This window comes from Acidimicrobiales bacterium (assembly GCA_040219515.1).
Classification (GTDB): Bacteria; Actinomycetota; Acidimicrobiia; order Acidimicrobiales; family Aldehydirespiratoraceae; genus JAJRXC01.
The window spans coordinates 366,984-384,890 of sequence record JAVJSI010000014.1 but is presented as its reverse complement, the minus strand read 5'-3'; the positions used below and the strand labels follow the sequence as shown (position 1 = coordinate 384,890).

The 17,907-nt window shown below is 67.4% G+C and carries 23 protein-coding genes; 9 read left to right on the top strand and 14 right to left on the bottom strand.

Annotated features, from left to right (window positions below):
* Positions 1-70: 70 nt before the first annotated feature.
* The 4 genes from RIB98_15225 to RIB98_15210 are packed head-to-tail and all read right to left on the bottom strand — an operon-like array spanning position 71 to position 3,608.
* Positions 71-1,072, bottom strand: coding sequence for a glycine betaine ABC transporter substrate-binding protein (locus RIB98_15225; protein ID MEQ8842335.1), 1,002 nt, complete (start codon positions 1,070-1,072; stop codon positions 71-73).
* A gap of 24 nt (positions 1,073-1,096) precedes the next feature.
* The gene (locus RIB98_15220; protein ID MEQ8842334.1) at positions 1,097-1,849 is read right to left on the bottom strand and encodes an ABC transporter permease subunit; all 753 of its coding nucleotides are present in this window, start codon (positions 1,847-1,849) and stop codon (positions 1,097-1,099) included.
* On the bottom strand, positions 1,822-2,496 hold the full coding sequence (locus RIB98_15215) for an ABC transporter permease (GenBank protein MEQ8842333.1): 675 nt from the start codon (positions 2,494-2,496) through the stop codon (positions 1,822-1,824). The genes RIB98_15220 and RIB98_15215 overlap by 28 nt, the downstream gene beginning before the upstream one ends.
* Complete coding sequence (locus RIB98_15210; GenBank protein ID MEQ8842332.1) at positions 2,493-3,608, bottom strand: betaine/proline/choline family ABC transporter ATP-binding protein; 1,116 nt, start codon at positions 3,606-3,608, stop codon at positions 2,493-2,495. Before RIB98_15210 ends, RIB98_15215 begins: the two co-directional genes overlap by 4 nt.
* A gap of 200 nt (positions 3,609-3,808) precedes the next feature.
* Between RIB98_15210 and RIB98_15205 the strand changes: the two genes are divergently transcribed.
* The 3 genes from RIB98_15205 to RIB98_15195 all read left to right on the top strand — a co-directional run bounded on the left by RIB98_15205 (position 3,809) and on the right by RIB98_15195 (position 6,090).
* Positions 3,809-4,525: a hypothetical protein gene (locus RIB98_15205; GenBank protein MEQ8842331.1), complete on the top strand. Its 717-nt coding sequence runs from the start codon at positions 3,809-3,811 to the stop codon at positions 4,523-4,525.
* Positions 4,526-4,711: 186 nt separating this feature from the next.
* The gene (locus RIB98_15200; protein ID MEQ8842330.1) at positions 4,712-5,335 is read left to right on the top strand and encodes a TetR/AcrR family transcriptional regulator; all 624 of its coding nucleotides are present in this window, start codon (positions 4,712-4,714) and stop codon (positions 5,333-5,335) included.
* Positions 5,332-6,090: a maleylpyruvate isomerase family mycothiol-dependent enzyme gene (locus RIB98_15195; GenBank protein ID MEQ8842329.1), complete on the top strand. Its 759-nt coding sequence runs from the start codon at positions 5,332-5,334 to the stop codon at positions 6,088-6,090. The genes RIB98_15200 and RIB98_15195 overlap by 4 nt, the downstream gene beginning before the upstream one ends.
* A gap of 243 nt (positions 6,091-6,333) precedes the next feature.
* On the opposite strand, the gene RIB98_15190 is transcribed toward RIB98_15195, so the two are convergent.
* Together RIB98_15190 and RIB98_15185 are read right to left on the bottom strand one after the other, a co-directional pair.
* Positions 6,334-7,230 carry an alpha/beta fold hydrolase gene (locus tag RIB98_15190; protein ID MEQ8842328.1) on the bottom strand — a complete coding sequence of 299 codons (897 nt, stop codon included), beginning with the start codon at positions 7,228-7,230 and terminating at the stop codon, positions 6,334-6,336.
* Positions 7,227-7,748: a hypothetical protein gene (locus RIB98_15185; protein MEQ8842327.1), complete on the bottom strand. Its 522-nt coding sequence runs from the start codon at positions 7,746-7,748 to the stop codon at positions 7,227-7,229. Before RIB98_15185 ends, RIB98_15190 begins: the two co-directional genes overlap by 4 nt.
* 248 nt (positions 7,749-7,996) lie before the next feature.
* On the opposite strand from RIB98_15185, the gene RIB98_15180 reads away from it, so the two are divergent.
* Together RIB98_15180 and RIB98_15175 are read left to right on the top strand one after the other, a co-directional pair.
* Positions 7,997-8,755, top strand: coding sequence for a PASTA domain-containing protein (locus RIB98_15180; protein MEQ8842326.1), 759 nt, complete (start codon positions 7,997-7,999; stop codon positions 8,753-8,755).
* A gap of 46 nt (positions 8,756-8,801) precedes the next feature.
* Entirely contained in the window at positions 8,802-9,725 is a 924-nt protein-coding gene (locus RIB98_15175; GenBank protein MEQ8842325.1) for a hypothetical protein, read from the top strand.
* A 75-nt stretch (positions 9,726-9,800) separates the two neighbouring features.
* Here the strand turns inward: RIB98_15175 and RIB98_15170 are convergent, their stop codons facing one another.
* From RIB98_15170 to RIB98_15150, 5 genes are all read right to left on the bottom strand, one after another.
* Positions 9,801-10,253: a hypothetical protein gene (locus RIB98_15170; GenBank protein MEQ8842324.1), complete on the bottom strand. Its 453-nt coding sequence runs from the start codon at positions 10,251-10,253 to the stop codon at positions 9,801-9,803.
* Position 10,254: 1 nt separating this feature from the next.
* Positions 10,255-10,623 (bottom strand): LapA family protein, encoded by a 369-nt coding sequence (locus tag RIB98_15165; GenBank protein ID MEQ8842323.1) that lies wholly within the window; start codon positions 10,621-10,623, stop codon positions 10,255-10,257.
* Positions 10,608-11,054 (bottom strand): PGPGW domain-containing protein, encoded by a 447-nt coding sequence (locus RIB98_15160; protein ID MEQ8842322.1) that lies wholly within the window; start codon positions 11,052-11,054, stop codon positions 10,608-10,610. The genes RIB98_15165 and RIB98_15160 overlap by 16 nt, the downstream gene beginning before the upstream one ends.
* 351 nt (positions 11,055-11,405) lie before the next feature.
* Positions 11,406-11,750 carry a hypothetical protein gene (locus RIB98_15155; GenBank protein ID MEQ8842321.1) on the bottom strand — a complete coding sequence of 115 codons (345 nt, stop codon included), beginning with the start codon at positions 11,748-11,750 and terminating at the stop codon, positions 11,406-11,408.
* A gap of 22 nt (positions 11,751-11,772) precedes the next feature.
* Positions 11,773-12,861 carry a hypothetical protein gene (locus tag RIB98_15150; GenBank protein MEQ8842320.1) on the bottom strand — a complete coding sequence of 363 codons (1,089 nt, stop codon included), beginning with the start codon at positions 12,859-12,861 and terminating at the stop codon, positions 11,773-11,775.
* Positions 12,862-13,056: 195 nt separating this feature from the next.
* On the opposite strand from RIB98_15150, the gene RIB98_15145 reads away from it, so the two are divergent.
* From RIB98_15145 to RIB98_15135, 3 genes are all read left to right on the top strand, one after another.
* On the top strand, positions 13,057-14,193 hold the full coding sequence (locus RIB98_15145; protein MEQ8842319.1) for an SRPBCC family protein: 1,137 nt from the start codon (positions 13,057-13,059) through the stop codon (positions 14,191-14,193).
* Between the two features lie 79 nt (positions 14,194-14,272).
* A complete protein-coding gene (locus tag RIB98_15140; GenBank protein MEQ8842318.1) occupies positions 14,273-15,157 on the top strand; it encodes a discoidin domain-containing protein in 885 nt (294 codons plus the stop codon).
* A gap of 202 nt (positions 15,158-15,359) precedes the next feature.
* Complete coding sequence (locus tag RIB98_15135) at positions 15,360-15,698, top strand: DoxX family protein (GenBank protein ID MEQ8842317.1); 339 nt, start codon at positions 15,360-15,362, stop codon at positions 15,696-15,698.
* Here the strand turns inward: RIB98_15135 and RIB98_15130 are convergent.
* Together RIB98_15130 and RIB98_15125 are read right to left on the bottom strand one after the other, a co-directional pair.
* Positions 15,688-16,086 carry a DoxX family protein gene (locus RIB98_15130; protein ID MEQ8842316.1) on the bottom strand — a complete coding sequence of 133 codons (399 nt, stop codon included), beginning with the start codon at positions 16,084-16,086 and terminating at the stop codon, positions 15,688-15,690. The two genes, RIB98_15135 and RIB98_15130, sit on opposite strands and share 11 nt — an antisense overlap.
* Positions 16,083-16,406, bottom strand: a complete 324-nt coding sequence (locus tag RIB98_15125; protein ID MEQ8842315.1) for a hypothetical protein — start codon at positions 16,404-16,406, stop codon at positions 16,083-16,085. Before RIB98_15125 ends, RIB98_15130 begins: the two co-directional genes overlap by 4 nt.
* Positions 16,407-16,542: 136 nt before the next feature.
* On the opposite strand from RIB98_15125, the gene RIB98_15120 reads away from it, so the two are divergent.
* Complete coding sequence (locus RIB98_15120; GenBank protein ID MEQ8842314.1) at positions 16,543-17,277, top strand: hypothetical protein; 735 nt, start codon at positions 16,543-16,545, stop codon at positions 17,275-17,277.
* A gap of 39 nt (positions 17,278-17,316) precedes the next feature.
* Here RIB98_15120 and RIB98_15115 read toward each other — a convergent pair whose 3' ends face one another.
* On the bottom strand, positions 17,317-17,874 hold the full coding sequence (locus RIB98_15115; GenBank protein MEQ8842313.1) for a hypothetical protein: 558 nt from the start codon (positions 17,872-17,874) through the stop codon (positions 17,317-17,319).
* Positions 17,875-17,907: the final 33 nt, after the last annotated feature.

Sequence of the window (17,907 nt, the reverse complement as noted above, 5' to 3'; positions counted from 1 at the left end):
CGACCGGGGTCCCTCGCGACGAATCGAGCGCGAGGGACCCGGGGGGCACGACGTGATCAGTGGCCGCCGATCAGATCAGGCCCTTTGCCTCGAGCCACTCGGCGGCGACGTCGTCGGACTCGCGGAACTCGATGTCGGTCTCGATGTTCCACGCCACCAGATCGTCGGTGGTGATGGCCGCGCTCAGGGCGTTGAGATCGGCCGCCAGACCGTCGCCGTAGGCGTCGAGCACCGAGGTGACGATGATCGGCGCGATGTTCTGCGCCGGGTGCAGGCCCATGTCGTCCTCGAGGACCTTGAAGCCCTGCTCGCCGATCTGCGGCGCAGTGGTGTTCCAGACGACCGCGTCGACCTCTTCGGCGGCAAGCGCCTCGCCGAGCAGCGGACCGAACTCGATGGTCGTCGTCTCGCCGAACTCGATGCCGTAGACGTCGGGGTCGGTGTAGCCGAGGAAGCACTGCGGACGCTCGTAGCAGGCTGCCGACGCACCGAAGTCGGCACCGAGGCCGCTCAGGTCGGAGATCGTGGTTGCGTCGTAGTCGCCACGAACGACGAGGGCATCACCATCGACGGCCGGCGAGTAGTCGAGCAGGGTCGCGCCGATCTCTTCGTACTTCTCGCTGATGATCGCCACGATCTCGTCGGGGTCGCTGGACGAACCCTCGTCGGGAGCCAGCGCGGTGAGCGCACCGCCGATGTAGTCGATGATCAGGTCGAGGTCGCCGTTGCTGATGCCGTCGATCGCCTCGGTGCGGAAGCCCGCCGGGGTCAGGATCTCGACGTCGTAGCCCTTGGCCGACAGGTACTGGCCGTAGACCTCGGCGATCGTCACCGATTCGGAGAAGTCCTGCCCGCGCACGCGAATGGTCGGCCCCTCGGGCGTCTCGGCATCCGCATCCGCGTCCGCATCGGCGTCCGCGTCCGCGTCCGCGTCGGCATCCGCATCGGTGTCGGTGTCGGCGTCAGCGTCGGCGTCCGGTTCGGTCGCGTCGTCATCGTCGCCACACGAGGCGGCAAGGAGGCCGAAGAGCGCAAGGAGCGCAATCAGTATCAGTCGGGTTTTCTTGCTCATGGTGATGCTTTCTGTTTGCGATCTTCAGTTCGTCTGGGCACGGACGACGCGGCGCACACCACGAGGGAGTGCGACCCGTTCGATGACGCCGAACAGTGCGCCGGTGAGAGCTGCGAGTAGGGCGACCAGTATCGCGCCGCCGAGCAGCAGGTTGTCGTTGTTCTGGCCGAGTCCGTCCCGCACGTAGCGACCCAGGCCGTCGCCACCGAGGAACGCGCGGATCGGCTCGGTGGCCACCACCTGCACGGCGGCCACCCGGATACCGGCGAAAACGACGGCGGCGGCGAGGGCCAGATCGACTCGGAAGATGACCTGTGGCTCGCTGAAACCCATGCCCCGGGCCGCGTCGACAACCCCGTCGTCGACGTCCTTCACGGCCGTGTAGGTGTTGAGATAGATGGGCGGCACGGCGAGCAGGAGGAGGGCGATGAAGATGGGCCAGGGCTCGAAGCCCCACCCCCGGCGCAACGAGATCGGGACGAGCAGGCCGGCGATGGCGAAGGTGGGGATGGCCCGGCTGAACGTGACCATCCATGTGGTCAACAGCTCGCCTCGGCCCGCGTGGGCCAGCAGCGTCGCGATGGGTACGGCGACGAGGGTCGCGACGAACACGACGACGGCGCACAGCACCACCGTGTCGAGGAGCGAGGTGAGGATGCCGCCGTCACCGGTCCAGTACTCCGCACCGAAGAGGAACTCGCCCAGCCCGATGTCACGGGGGACGGCCGCCTGACCGAGCAGGGTCGCCATCATGATGCCCGCACCCGCCTCGACCACGGGGCCACCAGGCGCCCGAAGAGGTAGATGCCGCCGTCGAGCACGAGCGCCAGCGCGACGGAGAGCGATGCGCCGACGGTCATCGGCGTCCAGAAGGTGCGGCGCAGCCCGTCGAGGATCAGCCGGCCGAGGCCACCCTGACCGATGATGGCGGCGACGGTGACGAGACCGACGGTCGACACGACAGCGATGCGCAGCCCGGCGATGATGTAGGGCAGCGCCAGCGGCAGTTCGACCTCGAGGACCCGACGAAACGGTGTGAGTCCCATCCCGTCGGCTGCGTCACGCACCGAGGCCGGCACCGAGTCGAAGCCGGCGATCGTGTTGGTGACGAGGATCAGCAGTGTGAAGGCGGCCAGCGGCAGAACTGCGGTCGTGCGGCTGAGGCCGAAGTAGGGCACGAGGAGACCGAACAGCGCCACGCTGGGGATCGTGTAGAGGAACCCGGCGAACCCGGTGATGGGCGTGGCCGTGAACCGGAACCGCAGCGCAACCGCCGACATCACGGCCGCCACCGCACAGCCGAGAGCCACCGACAGCACCGTCAATTCGAGGTGCTGCACGAGCGCCTCGCGGATCTGGTCCCACTCCTCGACGGTCCACTCCCAGCGGATGATCGGGTTGGCGGCCTGGCCGAGCATGGTCATCGATCGAGGTCCTCCTCGAGACTCCTGCGGATCGACTCGATCGTGACGACGCCACCGAAACGGCCATCGTCGTTCACCACCGCCACCGACGTCTTCGAGGTGATGATCAGCTCCATCGCACTCTTGAGCGTGCTGTCGGGCGTCACCTGTGCGGCCGGTTGCCGCATCGATGCATCGGCGAGCGCCGTGCCGTCGGCGACGTCAGCTCGCCGGACCCAACCGGCGAACACGCCGTCGCGCACCACGCCGACCCAGTCGACGCCCTCGGCATCGGCCGCCGCGAGCGCGTCGGTCGTGCCCGCGCCGATGTCGACGACAGGACCCTGGACGAACGGGAGGTCGGCCACGGTTCGCAGGGCCAGGCGCTTCATGCCCCGGTCCTCGCCCACGAACTGCTCGACGAACTCGTTGGCCGGGGCCCGGAGGAGTTCGTCGGCCGTCGCGTACTGCTCGAGGACGCCGCCGACGTTCAGCAGGACGATGCGATCGCCGAGCCGCAACGCCTCCTCGATGTCGTGGGTCACGAACACGATCGTCTTGCGGACCTTCTCCTGCAGCGTGAGCAGCTCGTCCTGTAGCCGGCCCCGCACGATCGGGTCGACCGCGCCGAACGGCTCGTCCATCAGCAGCACCGGTGGGTCGGCGGCCAGCGCCCGGGCCACACCAACGCGTTGCTGCTGACCACCGGACAACTCGTCGGGGTACCGGTCGATCATCTCGGGCTCGAGACCCACCAGCTCCGCCAGCTCGGCCACCCGTTCGGCGGTACGGCCCTTCTCCCAGCCGAGCGTGCGGGGCACGGTGCCGATGTTCTGCCCGATCGTGCGATGGGGGAACAGGCCGACCTGCTGGATCACGTAGCCGATGCCGCGCCGTAGTTCGGTGATCGGCTGGTCGAGCACATCGCGGCCGTTGATCTCGAGACGGCCCGAAGTCGGCTCGGTGAGACGGTTGATCATGCGCAGGGTCGTCGTCTTGCCACACCCGGAAGGACCGATGAGCGCAATGATGGACCCTGCCGGGATGTCGAGGCTCAGCCCCGACACCGCGTCGGTGTCGCTGCCGTCGAACCGTTTCGTGACCTGGTCCAGTCGGATGGCGGAGGCCGTCACGACGAATCAGCTCCGCGGGGCTCCCGACCAGGAGACGAAGTCCTGACGGAGCCAGAGGATGCAGAGGGACGTCGTGCAGGCGATCATTCAGGGTAGCCGACACGAGCTGGGCGACCTCCCGAACTCGCGTCCGGTCGCTCTCCGCGTTGTCGGCCTCCATCATCGGCCGATGCCACGGCCGTGCGAACTACCTTTCTCCGATGGCAGACAAGCAGACGAAGTACCCGTTCACCTGGCTCGTCGCGATGATCGTCCTCGGCGGCTTCGCACTCGGTGCGTGCGGCGGCGACGATGACACCGGCGACGCCGCGTCAACCGGCGACGGGGTCGAGCCGGCGGGCGATGGCGAGACCAGCGACGGCGCGGGTGCGGCGTGGACCGACGCCGACCTCGAACGACTGGTGACTCTCGAGGTCGACGGCTACACGTTGCAGAACGGCAGCGTCTCCGAGTTCGGCAACGCCACCGTGCAGTATCTCGAGGACGCGCCCGCCGGGCCGGTGGCGTTGTCCGCGTTCGTCACCTTCCAGGCGTGCGACCCGTTCAGCTGCAGCGACCTGTCCGCCGAGATCGACGAGCAGCGCCGGGAGAACGCCCGCAGCCTCCTGCCCAGAATCCACATCGACAATCCCGACCTCGTCGAGGAGATCGGCCCGGTCGAGCTGGCCGGACGGACCGTCCTGGCCATCTACTTCCGCAGCTTCGTCGATCAGGACGACGGACAGGCCACCGCCAACTCCTACCGGGCCATCACCCACGACGGCACCAACCTGATCACCGTGCAGGTCTCCCCTGACTTCATGTCTGCCGGTGGCCTGGCCGACAGCGCGGCGGAGCTCGAGGAGCAAATGGATGCCGACGCCGGCGCCGCTGCCGCGGCCGACATCCTCGCCGGGCTTTCCGTCGAGCTCGACTGACCAGGGGCGCTGCGGCATCGGCGAGCATGCCGGTCAACCGAACGACCTCCTTGCCCAGTGGTCGGCACACCCGAGGAGCGCACCCGCACCCGTGAGTTCCTGGCGACGCTGAGCTGAGCTCGACGTCGCTCGGTCCCTCCGTGCCGTGGCTTGACAATCAGGGGATCACGCGTCATTCTCCGAACTATGTCAGGCAGGTCGAACAATGACAGGCAGTCCTTACGCCGTCAGGAGACGAAGGCCGAGATCATCGCCGCCGCGTGGGAGCTGGCCCGCGAAGAAGGACTGACCGGGCTGGCGATGCGCGATCTCGGCGCCAAGGTCGGGATGCGGGCCCAGTCGCTCTACTCGTACTTCTCCTCGAAGCACGAGATCTACGACGCCATGTTCCTGGAGGGCTACGTCGCCTTCGCCGACCTGGTCGAGACGACCAGTGCCGAAGCGGCCGGCAACCGAGATCCCGACGCGCTCATGAAGCACGTCGCCCGGGAGTTCGTGGCGTTCTGCACCGGCGACCCGGCCCGCTACCAGCTGCTGTTCCAGCGAACCGTGCCCGGATTCGAACCATCGCCGGAGAGCTGGGCGATTGCGCTCGACGCCTACGAGCGGAGCCGGGAGAGCCTGTCGACGGCGGGGATCACCGACCAGGCGACGTTCGATCTCTGGACGGCGCTGGTCACGGGACTCGCCGGCCAGCAGATCGCCAACGACCCTGGCGGCGACCGCTGGGAACAGCTCGTCGACCGCGCCGTCGACATGTTCAGGGCCCACGTCAGCGCGGTTGCGACCGCAGAAAGCGAGCAATCATGACCACCACCCAGATCACCGATGTCGACGACATTCCGACGATCGACCACGCCGAGGCGATGCAACTCCAGGAGGTCGAGCTCGCTCGAGCGCTCCAGCTGTTGCGGGGACTCGACCCCGAACAGTGGCGCAAGCAGACCGTCTGCCCCGACTGGGACGTTCGCCGGATGTGGCTCCACGTGCTCGGTGCATGTGAGGCCGGGGCCTCGATGCGGGAGAACATGCACCAGATGCGTCGAGGACGGAAGCGGCGCAAGGACAACGGTGTGCCGCTCGAGGAGGGCCTGTCGGCCACCCAGGTCAGCGAACGTGAACACCTCACGCCGCTCGAGCTGGTCGAGAGGCTCGATCAGATCGCGCCGAGAACCGTGAAGGGTCGCGCCCGCACGCCTCGGCCGATGCGAGCCATGAAGATCGCCGTCGACGCGCCGGTGGTCGAGAAGTGGTCGCTCGGCTATCTGATCGATCTCATCTACCTGCGCGACCTCTGGATGCACCGGGTCGACACCGCTCGGGCCACGGGTGCGGAGCTCGTCCTCACGGCCGACCACGACGGGCGGATCGTGGCCGATGTGGTGGCCGAATGGCACCGCCGCCATCGTGGGCCGTTCGACCTCGAACTCACCGGCCCCGCCGGCGGCACGTTCCGCTCAGGCACGGGTGGCGAACAGATCACCCTCGATGCCGTGGATTTCTGCTCTCTGCTCGCTGGTCGGGGCGAAGCCACCGGGCTGCTCGCCACGATCGTCCCCTTCTGACCGCGGATCATCCGCAGCGGGTCGGTCCCGGCACCTACGCGTCGGCGTGCGCCACCGCGAGCACCGTGTCGGCGATCTCTCGGTGGCCTCTGCCGTCGGGAGGCACCCAGTCGACGTAGTTGACCCATGGCCGGCGAAGGGCGTGGCGATGTCGACCAGCACCACCCGCTCGGCGCGAAACCGCCTCGAGGTCGGGTTGTGGTGGATACCGGGCGTGGTCGGCGCCGGGGAAACGATGTCTCGTCAGAACGGGGATCTCCGGTCGAGCACCTCGCGGATCGCGGTCACGCAGGCGCCAGGGGCGTCCTCCTGGATGTAGTGGCCGGCGTCGGGCAGTTCGACACACGTCGCGTTGGGGAACGTGTCGCGCCAGCGCCGTATCGTCGCATCACTCGCCAGGGCCGGATCCTTCTTCCCGAAGACGAGCGCGGCAGGGGTGTCGCGAAGGTTCGTCACCCGTTGGGCGAGCGCGCCGAGCCACTCCCCCGCATCGAGGATCTGTCGAGGGAACACGGCGATGCCTTCGCGTGATTCGGGGGTGGGGACGACGTCGGTGTAGTGGGCGAACTCTGCGTCGCTCAGTCGGACCTGCAGCGAGCGCTTCATCACCACCGTCACGAAGATGTTGCGCGTGCGGATGAGCCACTGAACCGGCGCGAGGCCCATCATGCGACTGAAGATCCTCGGGATGCGCTCGTCGGCGGGCCAGAACCAGGTGTTGCCCATCACCAGTCCCCGCACCCGATGGGGGTCTCGGGAGGCCAGATCCATTCCGATCGGGCCACCCCAGTCCTGGCCCATGATCACCATGTCGCTCAGGTCGAGGTGGGATACGAGTTCCGCGATCACGTCGGCGTGCTCGGCCGCGGTGTAGCCGTAGTCCTCGGGGTGGACCGAGAGCCCGAAGCCCGGATAGTCAGGCGCGACGCAGCGAACATCGGGGCCGAGTTCGGCGATGATCTTGCGATACAGAAAGCTCCAGTCGGGGTTGCCGTGCAGGAGCAGCACGGTGGGCCCGTGACCCTCGTCGACATAGTGGACGGGCCCGACCGAACTCTCGAACCACCGAGACGTGAAGGGATAGAGGTCCGGATCGGGGACGAAATCGACGACGGCGGCCGGCCGGTTCTCGGAGATCACGAGCAGTCGATCTCGAACACCACCTCGACGAGTTGACCGTCATCGTCCTCCATGGTGAGCGTCGAGGAGATCGGATCGGCGACCTCGAAGGGCCACGGCTCGTTCGACGACGTCGTCCACTCGACCGGGCTGGACGCGACGAAGAGGCCTCCGTAGTACTCATCCTCTCCGGACGGCGTGGTCTCGCCGATCTGATACCGGAGCGAGAGTTCGACCCGCGTCCCCGAGTCGGCGTCGAAGCCACCGGCCGAGACCTGCGAGCCGGTCGCCGTCGCGTCGTCGATCTCGCAATAGCCGCCGACATCGGCGTCGACCACGTACTCCGTGCCGGCCACAGCGACGATCAACTCCGCGTCGTCGGTATCCGCCCCCGAGACGGCATTCGCGCCAGGGTCTGACCCCTGGTCGCCGGTCGCCGTGGCGTCGTCGTTCGAGGCATTCTCGGGCTCCGTCGGGAGGTCGCCCAGCGCGGGGGACGCGTCGTCGCCGCATCCCGTGAGCCCCGCCAGAACAGCCACGGCCGTCACCACGAGCCGGAACACCGGTCTCCGTACCATGCTGCCCATCGCAACCCCTCTCGACGGTGGCCTCACGACTCCGTCGGAGTCGTGCAGTCAATTGTGTCCGATCCGCAGGCCCGCCGCCCGTGAGTCGTGGAACGTGCCCAACTGAGCGTCGTCGAGTCACGGGATCAGCGTCGTCTTCGCCGACTACCCCGTCGACCGACGCGCCCCACCGACCTCGGCTCGGGCAGTACGATCGATTCATGAGCAATCTGCCCCCATCGGACGGGCCCCGCCCCACCGATCCGACCACGGCGATGCCCGTCACCGGCCCCGCGCCGACACCACCCACGCCGGACACGACGCTTCCGTCCGGCGCGCCCACGCCGCAGGGTCAACCCGGCGCTCGACCGCCCGGACAACCACCCCGTCCGTCGCGATCGGGTCTGTCGACGGGCATCGTCGTGACCGTCGCCGTGCTCGTCGCCATCATCGGCTTCCTCGCTGGCGCGCTCATCTTCGGTGGCGATGATGACGAGGGAGGCACCGACGATGCCGTGCCCACCGAGACCGACGACACCAGCCCGGTCGACGACTCCGGGGAACTCGCGGCCCAGGTCGATGCCCTCACCGCGGAGCGCGACCAGCTCGCCGCCCAGGTCGACGAACTCACCACCCAGCTCGCGTCGACCGACGGCGACAGCACCGAACTGAGCGAAGAGATCGAGCAACTCCAGACCGACCTCGCGAGCGTCACCGCCGAGCGAGACGACCTCCAGGCCCAACTCGACACCGTCGTCGACGACGTCGTGCCGGCACCCGATCTCGTGGACGGCACCGTCGAGGACGCTCGCGACGCCGCCGACGACGCCGGTTGGGAGCTGATCGAACGGGAGGCCACCGACGTGCCCGAGGACACTGAGCCCGGCACCGTCATGAGTCAGACACCGGAACCCGAGACAGCCATGGTCGAGGGCTCGGTGCTCGCGGTCGACGTCGCCCCCGAACCCACCGAAGGGTAGACGAATCAGAGTCGCGCGCCGTCTGATCCGGAGGAATCGAACGACCATGCCACACATCTCGCCGCCGCCGATCCTGCTGACCGACGTCATCGCCGACACCGAAGCGGTCGTCGATCTCCTCGCCCGGGAGGCGCCCTACACACCCTTGGGCGGCTGGTACAACCCGGGTGCGGATCCCACGGCCAGGACTCGACCGATGTGGTTCCAGAACGACTGGGTCCATGACACCTACGCGGCGCCCGGCGCCGAGCTCTTTCTCCACCATCCGACCTACCTCGAGGCGACGAGGACGTTCTTCGACGCCGAGCTCGTCGAACCCCACAGTGTGTACGTCAACCACATGATGGCGATCGACAAGGCGGGGCCGTGTCATACCGACAATCCCCGCTTCGCCGGCCGCAGCCGGGCCAACACACCGATGTGGGTGCTGCGCACGATGTTCTGGTCGGGGCTCTTCGACGACGAGGCAGTCCCCCAGGTGACGGCGATCTGGTGGCTCAACGACGTCGCCGGTGGTGCCTTGCGCTATTGGCCCGACGGTCCGGATCATCCTGCGATCGAGCACGGCGGTGAGATGACCAACACCGCGTTGCTGGGCGACAACCACGGCATGTTCCACCAGGTCTGCGCAGTCGATGACGGATCGGGGACACCGCTGGTCTCACCCGGTGCCCAACTCGCGCCGATCGGCGACGCCGGAGCCGACTGGGCGGTCACCGACCTCGGCGAGGAAGTCTTCCGGGCACCCCTCGCCGAGATCAGGGTGAGCGTGCTGTGGAAAGCGGACGTGTACGACAACGACGCACACCGGCGTCGCCTTCATGACCGGCCACTCTCCCTCGACGACGTCTGCGAGCGTCTCGGGGCCGATGCATCCCACTTCGACGACCCGGACCATCGGGCCGAGGTGGTCGCCCGCTTTCCCGAGCCCCGACCGGCCGACGCCCTGCCGTCGGTCTACGACCGCTGACGCGGCCCTGATCGGTCCTCCGCCGTGGTCAATGACTTGCGCGGCTCGGCGCCGCGCCGGTTGGATCGGCCCGCTTCAGTCGCCGAGCCGATCCGTCTGGAACACCTCGGCGCCATCGACCGTCCCGACGAAGTCTCCTTCGACTTCGGTCAACGAGATGCCCGGCAGTTCCGACGTCGTGCCCGTGAGGTCGGCACTCGCCCCGTCGACGGTCGTCCCCGTGCACGAGACGTCCACCGTGGTCAGGCCGCTGGTGACATCGGCAGTGCAGGAGAGTTCACCATCGATCTCGTGCCCGGCTTCGTCGAACTCGTCTTCGGCCTGTTCGGTCACGAAGTTCCGGGTCGCCACCTCCACCGCGTCTTCACTCGCCTCGTCGACGGCGTCGGCCGCTTCGGTCACGACGGATCGAACGTCGTCCTCGACGGAATCGGCGGTGTCGTCGCTACAGCCGAAGACGAGTAGCACGGAGACGGCGGTTGCGAGCCAGCCGATCGTGCGGGTTGATCGTGTTCTCGATGAGTCCATCTCAATCACGCCTCCAGCGGGCCACGTAGCCGATGACCGAACCGGCGAGTGCAGAGAGAGCGATCACGACCCAGAGGGGCATGTCCGCCTGGCCGACCACCCAGTCGACGTCCACCTCTTGTGTGTTGATCGCCGCAGCGATCACCAGCACCCCTACGAACAGCAGCCAGACGACGATACGAATCGTCTGTCGCGCTCGAATCGAGCGTTCGTTTGTCGTTTCGTCAGCCATACGAGACTCCTTGCGCCGCAACGGCGTTGCCGTGTGTCGAAGTGCTCCTACCCACTTCGGCGACAGATCAATCACGAATGACGAGTGCGTCCGGCTGGTCGGTTCCACGTCGCCGCGGCGACTCAGGTCAGGATCCACCTGCGCACCCGGGGGACGAGCACGGCCATGGCGCAGGTGCCGGCAACGATCGCCGACAATCCGAGCCCGTCGCTCTCGCTGAAGAGCGCAGCAACGAGCCCGCCACCGACCAACGCCACGGCCGAGAGCAGGAGCAGCCCACGCGCTGACCGGCTGTCGTCGATCTGGTCGGTGACCTTCTTGGTGCGTTCCTTCGCTCGATCGAGAGTGCGCTCGGCCCACGCGAACTCGGTGGCCAGGATCGCCAGACCGAGGATGGCGACGATCAGGCCGGGGCCGGGCAGCACCAACATCGCCAATCCGGCACCGAGCACCGTGATCCCGAAGAGAAAGATCACGAGCCGCCGGAGATTCGACGCGATCAACTCGAGCCAGGTCAGTGGATGGTGCAGTCCTCGGCCGGAATCAGCCTTGTCGTCGGTCGTGCTCATCGGTCAAGCATTGCCGACAACGACGCGCCGTCGGTGTCGGTCCTGCTGCCGGGGGCCTCGGGCCGCAATGCGCTCACGCCGCACGCGGGGCAGATCGGCGAGTCATTGCGATCGTCAGTCTCGTCCCAGGAGTCACTCGTGTCGGCAGTCTTGCCGCATCGGCAGCCATTTGTGGTTCCGCCGGTTGTCGACAGTCCTCGGCGACCGGCCGCGTCTGTGATGATGACCGGATGTCGTCCAAGCACCGGCATCGTGAGCATCATCGAGACCTACGCAGGGATCGTCGACGCACCAGTCCGCGTGTTGCACCGTCGTCGAGTCGGCAGGCACCGCGAAGAGGCCCAACCGGCATCACCCAGTGCGCAGGTCGCCCGTGAGGCCGGTCCGGTAGAGCTCGTCGTAGTGGACCCACTCGGGCTCTCCCTCAACGAGTTGGCGGAGCCTGCGGGCCCACGCCTCGGTCTGTTCGCGCCGATTGTTCATCTCGGCTTCCTCCGCAGCGGTGAGGTCGCCGTCGACCTCTGCGAACTCCGCGAGGATCATGTAGCTGCCAGGATTGTCGCGGTCGGCAAGTAGCCGCGTGCCGATATAGCCCATGACCTCGTCCGCCGCCTGTCCACGATCCCAATCGGCCAGCAACTCGACCAGCTCATCGGCGTCGGCGGCTCGAACCCGTATTGCCTGGCTGAACTTCATCGGGATCTCCGTTGGTATGCGGTCATTCGCTCGAGCCGAGCGAGGCGGCGTACGCCTGTTGGATCACGGACATGCCCGTGAGGTCGAACGCGCCCACACTGCCGCTCGAAACCGCTCGGTCCGATTTCGGAGGGAACGACAACACCTCGCGAACCTCGTCCACCGGCCGCTCCGCCAACTCATGGAAGTCCACATCGAGAAGGTCGGTACCGAGCGCCTCGCGAATGGCGTTGCCTCGCGAGAGGGCGTCGGACAGACGGACGTGCATCTCCTTGCTGTCGAGCCGCTTCTCCTTGAGGTCACCGGAGAAGAACCCGGCGTCGGCCACATACCCGGTCTCGAAGAGGCCGATGAGCGTGGTGAGCCAAGCGAACCCTTTCGGATCGGGGTCGGCGAATCCGATCAGCGAGAAAACCTCGATCTCGCCGTTGAGATTGGTGCCGTAGTCGGCGAGCACGTGGACGAAGTCGTGCTGGGCGAGGTACGCCGACGCGCCCCCCGGCGACCCGGGAATCGAGAAGCCGCGACCGTGGTACATGTCCCAGACGCTGCGCCCGAGTGTGCCGACGTCGAGGTGTTCCAAGACCGCCCAGGCTTCGGCCAGAGCCGGGTCCTCGACTCCGGGCGAGATCTGGTCCGGCAGGCGGATGTCGGTCTTGAGCTGGTCACGGCGAGCCGACTCCCAGTGCTCGGCAAACCCGCTCTGATGCAGATCGAGCCACGCCAGGCCGAACGCACCCTGGGCGTAGCGACGGGCCACCCGCACGAACTTGTCGTCGACCCCGAGCGCGTCGGCGTAGTCCGAGACACGACGGGCGACGACCGGCGGAATCGGACGCAGGATCAGTTCGCCCAGCACCATGAGATGCACGATCCGATGCCGGAGCGCGGCGGGGCGAGGCGCGAGGACTGTGGCGAGCCGTTCTGGGTCGAGGCGTTCAACCGACGTCAGATCCACCTCGCACCCGAACAGGGAGACGACCAATTCCTCCAGAAGGCTCACCTGCACCGAGTCGAGTGTGTCACTGGGCGTCACCGCCGCAGCGATACCCCCGGCGATCGCGCGGACATCGTCGCCCGTCAGCTCATCGACCGTCGCGACACGAACCATGCGGCACCCCAAAGCAGGGTTTCGGTGCCACACCAGCACAACCGGCCCACAGCTGCATGGACACCGAGTCGGCCGTCGGGCGCGATATGGAGTCGGAGTGCTTCCGGCCAGACCGGTGCACCGCGCGTGTGACAGTCCCGTTCTCTTGGCGCGTCTCCGGAGATCTGAAACAGTGAGTCGGTGGCAGAGAGTTTCATGGATGACCGAGATGTCGTTGAACGCATCCTGTCGCATGTGCGCGACGGGACCACCGACGAGGGCGATGAGGTGTGGCGCGAACCGGTGGAGAACTACCGCAGCGAGGAACGCTTCCGCCGAGAGCTCGCTGTCCTCCGCCGGCTGCCCGTGCCCTTCTGTCCCTCGGCCGCACTCCGTGAGCCCGGCGACTACGTGGCGCGCCAGGCAGCCGGAGTCCCGATCGTCGCAGTGCGAGGGAGGGACGGGGTCGTCCGCGCGTTCCGCAACGCCTGCCGTCACCGAGGCGCCGAACTCGCCACGGGCATGGGTTGCGCAAAGGGGTTCGTCTGCCCTTTTCACGGGTGGACCTACGCGCTCGACGGGCAGCTGCGACTTGTCCAGCACGAGCGTGGCTTCCCGGACCTCGACAAGGAGGCCCATGGGCTCCTCCCGGTGATTGCCCAGGAACGATCCGGGATCGTCTTCGTCACGCAGGAGGGGGACCACGTCCAACGCGACCCGGGTGACGGCGTACCCGATCTGAGCTCGGCCGACCTCGACCTCCTCAAGTCGAACGACACGGAAGTGGACGTCAACTGGAAGATTCAGGTCGAGGGGGCGATCGAGGGTTACCACATCCGCTTCGGCCATCCCGAGACCTTCTTTCCGTACGGGTACGACAACCTGAACGTGGTGGAGCATTGCGGGCCGAACAGCCGCGTGACCTTTCCTTTCCGCCGCATCGAGAAGTTGGCCGAGATCCCGACGGCGGACCGCGACATCGGCGGTCGCGTCACCTACGTGTACCACCTGTTCCCCAACGCGCTGGTCACCGTCTTGTCACGTCACACGATCCTGGTGGTGTTCGAGCCGATCGCTCCGGGGCGGACTCGCAACATCTCCTACTCCCTTGCGCAAACCGGCGGCGCGGAGGCCGCGACCGAGACGGCCAAGCGCGATGCCAATTTCGTGACCCAGACCGGCGCACCGGAGGACCGCGCGCTGGCCGAGGGCGTGCAGCGCTCGATGACGAGCGGAGCGAACGAGCACTTCACGTTCGGTCACTTCGAGAACGCCATCATCCACTTCCACCGCAACCTCGACGCAGCGCTGGAGGGATCGCCGGCCCGGCGGGGGGAACAAGCGCCCGGGTAGCCGGGTTCCCGTTTCCATGGGTGATCAAAAGGCAGACGTGGTTGTCATTGGGCCCGGGTGGCGCATGCGGGTGGCGCTGGTGACGATCATCGCCGTGCTGGCGGCCGCGTGTTCCGGCAGCGACGGGGACGGCTCGACCGACACCGCGGTGCGCCCGTTCACCGACGTGCAGAGTTCCGAGATGGTCTTCGAAGTCGACCCCGACGATCCGTCCCGAGCCCTCTTCCACGTGACCACCACGATCCCCATGATCTGTTCGATCACCTGGGGGTCCACGGAGTCGCTGGGCAATCAGAACAACTCGCTGACGATGGACGGCACCGGGATCGAGCAACACGATGTGGTGCTCCCCGGCGCGCAGGCCGGCGAGGAGTACTTCTTCACCGTTCAGGGCGCCGACGCCGAGGGGACGTTGTACCGATCGGAGCTGCTCTCGGTCACGATCCCCGAGACCGGCTCGGCGGTGTTCGACGTCGGCTCCGACACCTTCTCGCTGTCCGAGGAAGGAGGTCCTCCGACCGATGTCGCGCCGACGACGACCGACCCGCGAACCGAGGGCCGCAACCTCTCGCTCGACGCCACCGTCGTCGATGTCAGCTCCGAGTTCGGCGAGTCCTTCGCCGCCGAGGCCGCGATCGACGGAGACCTGTCGACCGAGTGGTCCACCGAGGGCGACGGCGATGAGGCGTTCATCGAGTTCGACCTGGGCGATACCCACGAGATCGCCGGCGTGGAGTTCGTCACCCGCACGATGGCCGACGACAGTGCCACCACCTCGATGTTCACGGTGATGGTGGACGACGAGACGTTCGGACCGTTCGACGCCGCCACCGTCCGCACGAGCCGCTTCGTGCCACTGTCCGACGGGACCGTCACCGGTCAGATGGTGCGCTTCGAGGTGGATTCGTCGTCGGGGGGCAACACGGGTGCGGTCGAGATCCGAATCTTCGCGCCCGTCGGCTGACGGTCCTGCCACGTCCACGGACTCGGCTGCACGACGGGTGGTCGGGGCCCTCGCCCGTTCCGGTGTGGGGCCGGGCGACCGGTTCGGGTTCGCCGGGCCCAGCGCCGGTGGCCTCCTGGAACCGACTCGGGGTCCGCAGTCGTGACGGCCTGGATGAATGCGCTTGCCCGGCCTGTCATCTCCGTCGGTAGGGTGCGCCCGAATGATTCTCACGGTCCTGGCACTCGTCTCGGGGCTCTCGTTCCTGAAGTACGGGACCGACATCCTCTTCCGGGTCCGACTGCGCGACGAGTTCGAGCGCTACGGCATGCGGAGGCTTCGGGTCTTCGTCGGCACCATGGAAGTGCTCGGCGGCCTGGCAGTCCTGCTCGGTCTCGTCGTTGCACCCCTTGGTGCGATGGGGGCGGCCGGTCTCATGGCGCTCATGGTGCTGGGACTGCGTGTGCGCCTGCGGCTTCACGACAGGGTCCGACTCATGATTCCCGCCGCAATCCTCGCGGGGGTCAATGCCGTCCTCGTCGGTCTCTTCCTCAGTTCGTAGCCGACTCCGGCTGCGACGGCGCCCCGTTGAGGATTGCCGACGTCGTCGCGAGCGTGAAGACCGTCAATGCCGGGAGATAGCGCTTGACCGGGTCGCCGACCTTGAGGTGCATGCCGATCGCGCCGGCCATGAACGCAGCGAGCCCGATGGATGCCGGTCGGGTGAGTTTCGGCTCGGCGTGACCGGCGAGCATCAGTCCGGCCAGGCCGACCTTCGCTGCGCCGACGGCGTACATCGTGGTCTCCGACATTCCGTAGGCGGCGAACTCCTCCTTCATGTTCTTGGCGTCGCCGCCGCGGTAGCCGGTGTCCTTGTTGAACCGGTTGAACCAGACGTTGAGGATCCAGAGGGGGGCGACGGTCTGGGCCAGCTTGCCGATGGTGTTCATGATGTGGGGGCTCCTTCGAGCGGTCGGTCGTATGGGGTGATCGAGTCGGTGATCTGCGCTGCGGATTCGGGGATGAAGGCTGCATCCAGGAGCATCCGCAACGATCGCAGCTCTTCGTGCCACCACGCGCCGGGCACCAGTGTGGCCCCGGGGACGGCGCGGAGGCGGTCGTCGACGATCGCGGTGATCGACGGGAGCTCGGTGACCAAGTTGCGGAGGTCGAGCAGTCGGTCGTACACCTCCGTCTTCGACACGAGCGGGTCGATGCGTTCGGCGACGAGTTCTTCGAGCAGCCGGACCGCAGCGTGGGGGGTCGACATCGGTTCCATGTTTCCCTCTACGGACCGAGCAAGGTGAAAGGATTCACTTCCGACGAGAAATCTCGTGTGGTGTGACGAACGGCCGTTCTCGACCAGCCACGCCGTGCGGGTCGCCCACCCGCGCGAGGATGGCGCCATGACGATCGTCGCCGCTGCCACCACCTACCTCGATGCGCTGATCAGCCACGACGCCGACTCCGTGCCCCTCGCCGACCACGTCCGGCGGATCAACAACGGCAAGGTGATGGCGCAGAACGCCGACGAACTGCGCGCCGTCATCCGCCGCGAGCCGAAGGTGACCACACACGGGTTTCGCTGGCTCGTCGACGGCGACCACGCGGTCACCTTCTACGACCTCGACGCGGACATGGACGGCGACGCGCTCATCCCCGCCTACATCGGCGAGCGCTTCACCGTGCGCGACGGGATGATCGAGGAGATCGAGGTCGTCTACACGGCGCGGCTGGGCGAACCACGACCGCCGAGACCCGAACGTCACCCAGCAGCACCCGGTGACGGCGACGAGACCCTCGCCGCCGCTCAGCGCTACGTCGCCGCCCTCGTCAGCCACGACGCCACCGACGTGCCGGCCGCGTCCGACCTCTGGCGGGTGGAGAACGGACAGGTCACCGCCGACGATGGCGACGAACTCCGCCGCTCGCTCGAGTCCGAGATCATGCACACGGTGCAGGCCATCACCGACGAGCGCTGGTTCGTCGATGGCCCCGATGCCGCCGTGTTCTACGATCTGCGGGCCCGCATCGGCGACGGTCCCGACGACGAGATGACGGTCCGGATCGCCGAGCGGTTCCGGGTGGTCGGCGGCCAGATCGTCGAGATCGAGGCCGTCTTCGCCCCCGTGCCCCTCTGAGACGCGTCGATCAACCGGGTCCCGACGACGGGTCCGGCTTCAGCAGGAGAACGACCAGCTCGCAGTGGCGTCGACCGCGCCCTCGACGACATCGAGGTTGGTGACCTCGGCGGTTCCCTGCGCGCCGGTGTCGGTCAGAGTGGCCGCCACCGACCCGCCCATCCCTGCGGTCCACCCCTGGTCCGGATTCCCCTCGTCGAGCGTCCGGGCGTTCTGCAGACCGACGTCGAGGTCGAACGACGTCATCCAGTCGTCGGGAGCGGCGGCGTGCGTGATGTTGACATGGTTCCGTCCGCCTTCGTCGAAGGCGATGAAGCTGCGCCACTCGGGTCCCCAGGTCTCGCCACCCACCTCGCATTCGGTGACGTCGGTGAACTCATAGGTCACGCCGTCGACGGTGACCGAGCCGCTCGCCGCAGAGGACGACGGGGCATCACCCGAGTCGGCTTCAGCCGAGTCCGCCTCGCCCGAGTCCGGTTCTTCGGCGCCGCCGGCGGGGCCTGCGGGGCTGTCGTCATCGTCTCCACAGGAGGTGACGATCATCAGGGCGCAGACGACGGCAGCCCAACGGACGCGGTGAAGGAAGAAACGACCCATACACATTGCATCGTCGCGCCCGGCTGATCGCTT

Bases quoted from the DNA above. Each gene is read 5' to 3' on its own strand.
- RIB98_15225 (MEQ8842335.1), bottom strand. From the start codon at position 1,072: ATGAGCAAGAAAACCCGACTGATACTGATTGCGCTCCTTGCGCTCTTC.
- RIB98_15215 (MEQ8842333.1), bottom strand. From the start codon at position 2,496: ATGACCATGCTCGGCCAGGCCGCCAACCCGATCATCCGCTGGGAGTGG.
- RIB98_15205 (MEQ8842331.1), top strand. From the start codon at position 3,809: ATGGCAGACAAGCAGACGAAGTACCCGTTCACCTGGCTCGTCGCGATG.
- RIB98_15200 (MEQ8842330.1), top strand. From the start codon at position 4,712: ATGTCAGGCAGGTCGAACAATGACAGGCAGTCCTTACGCCGTCAGGAG.
- RIB98_15195 (MEQ8842329.1), top strand. From the start codon at position 5,332: ATGACCACCACCCAGATCACCGATGTCGACGACATTCCGACGATCGAC.
- RIB98_15180 (MEQ8842326.1), top strand. From the start codon at position 7,997: ATGAGCAATCTGCCCCCATCGGACGGGCCCCGCCCCACCGATCCGACC.
- RIB98_15175 (MEQ8842325.1), top strand. From the start codon at position 8,802: ATGCCACACATCTCGCCGCCGCCGATCCTGCTGACCGACGTCATCGCC.
- RIB98_15170 (MEQ8842324.1), bottom strand. From the start codon at position 10,253: ATGGACTCATCGAGAACACGATCAACCCGCACGATCGGCTGGCTCGCA.
- RIB98_15160 (MEQ8842322.1), bottom strand. From the start codon at position 11,054: ATGAGCACGACCGACGACAAGGCTGATTCCGGCCGAGGACTGCACCAT.
- RIB98_15155 (MEQ8842321.1), bottom strand. From the start codon at position 11,750: ATGAAGTTCAGCCAGGCAATACGGGTTCGAGCCGCCGACGCCGATGAG.
- RIB98_15150 (MEQ8842320.1), bottom strand. From the start codon at position 12,861: ATGGTTCGTGTCGCGACGGTCGATGAGCTGACGGGCGACGATGTCCGC.
- RIB98_15145 (MEQ8842319.1), top strand. From the start codon at position 13,057: ATGGATGACCGAGATGTCGTTGAACGCATCCTGTCGCATGTGCGCGAC.
- RIB98_15135 (MEQ8842317.1), top strand. From the start codon at position 15,360: ATGATTCTCACGGTCCTGGCACTCGTCTCGGGGCTCTCGTTCCTGAAG.
- RIB98_15130 (MEQ8842316.1), bottom strand. From the start codon at position 16,086: ATGAACACCATCGGCAAGCTGGCCCAGACCGTCGCCCCCCTCTGGATC.
- RIB98_15125 (MEQ8842315.1), bottom strand. From the start codon at position 16,406: ATGTCGACCCCCCACGCTGCGGTCCGGCTGCTCGAAGAACTCGTCGCC.
- RIB98_15120 (MEQ8842314.1), top strand. From the start codon at position 16,543: ATGACGATCGTCGCCGCTGCCACCACCTACCTCGATGCGCTGATCAGC.
- RIB98_15115 (MEQ8842313.1), bottom strand. From the start codon at position 17,874: ATGGGTCGTTTCTTCCTTCACCGCGTCCGTTGGGCTGCCGTCGTCTGC.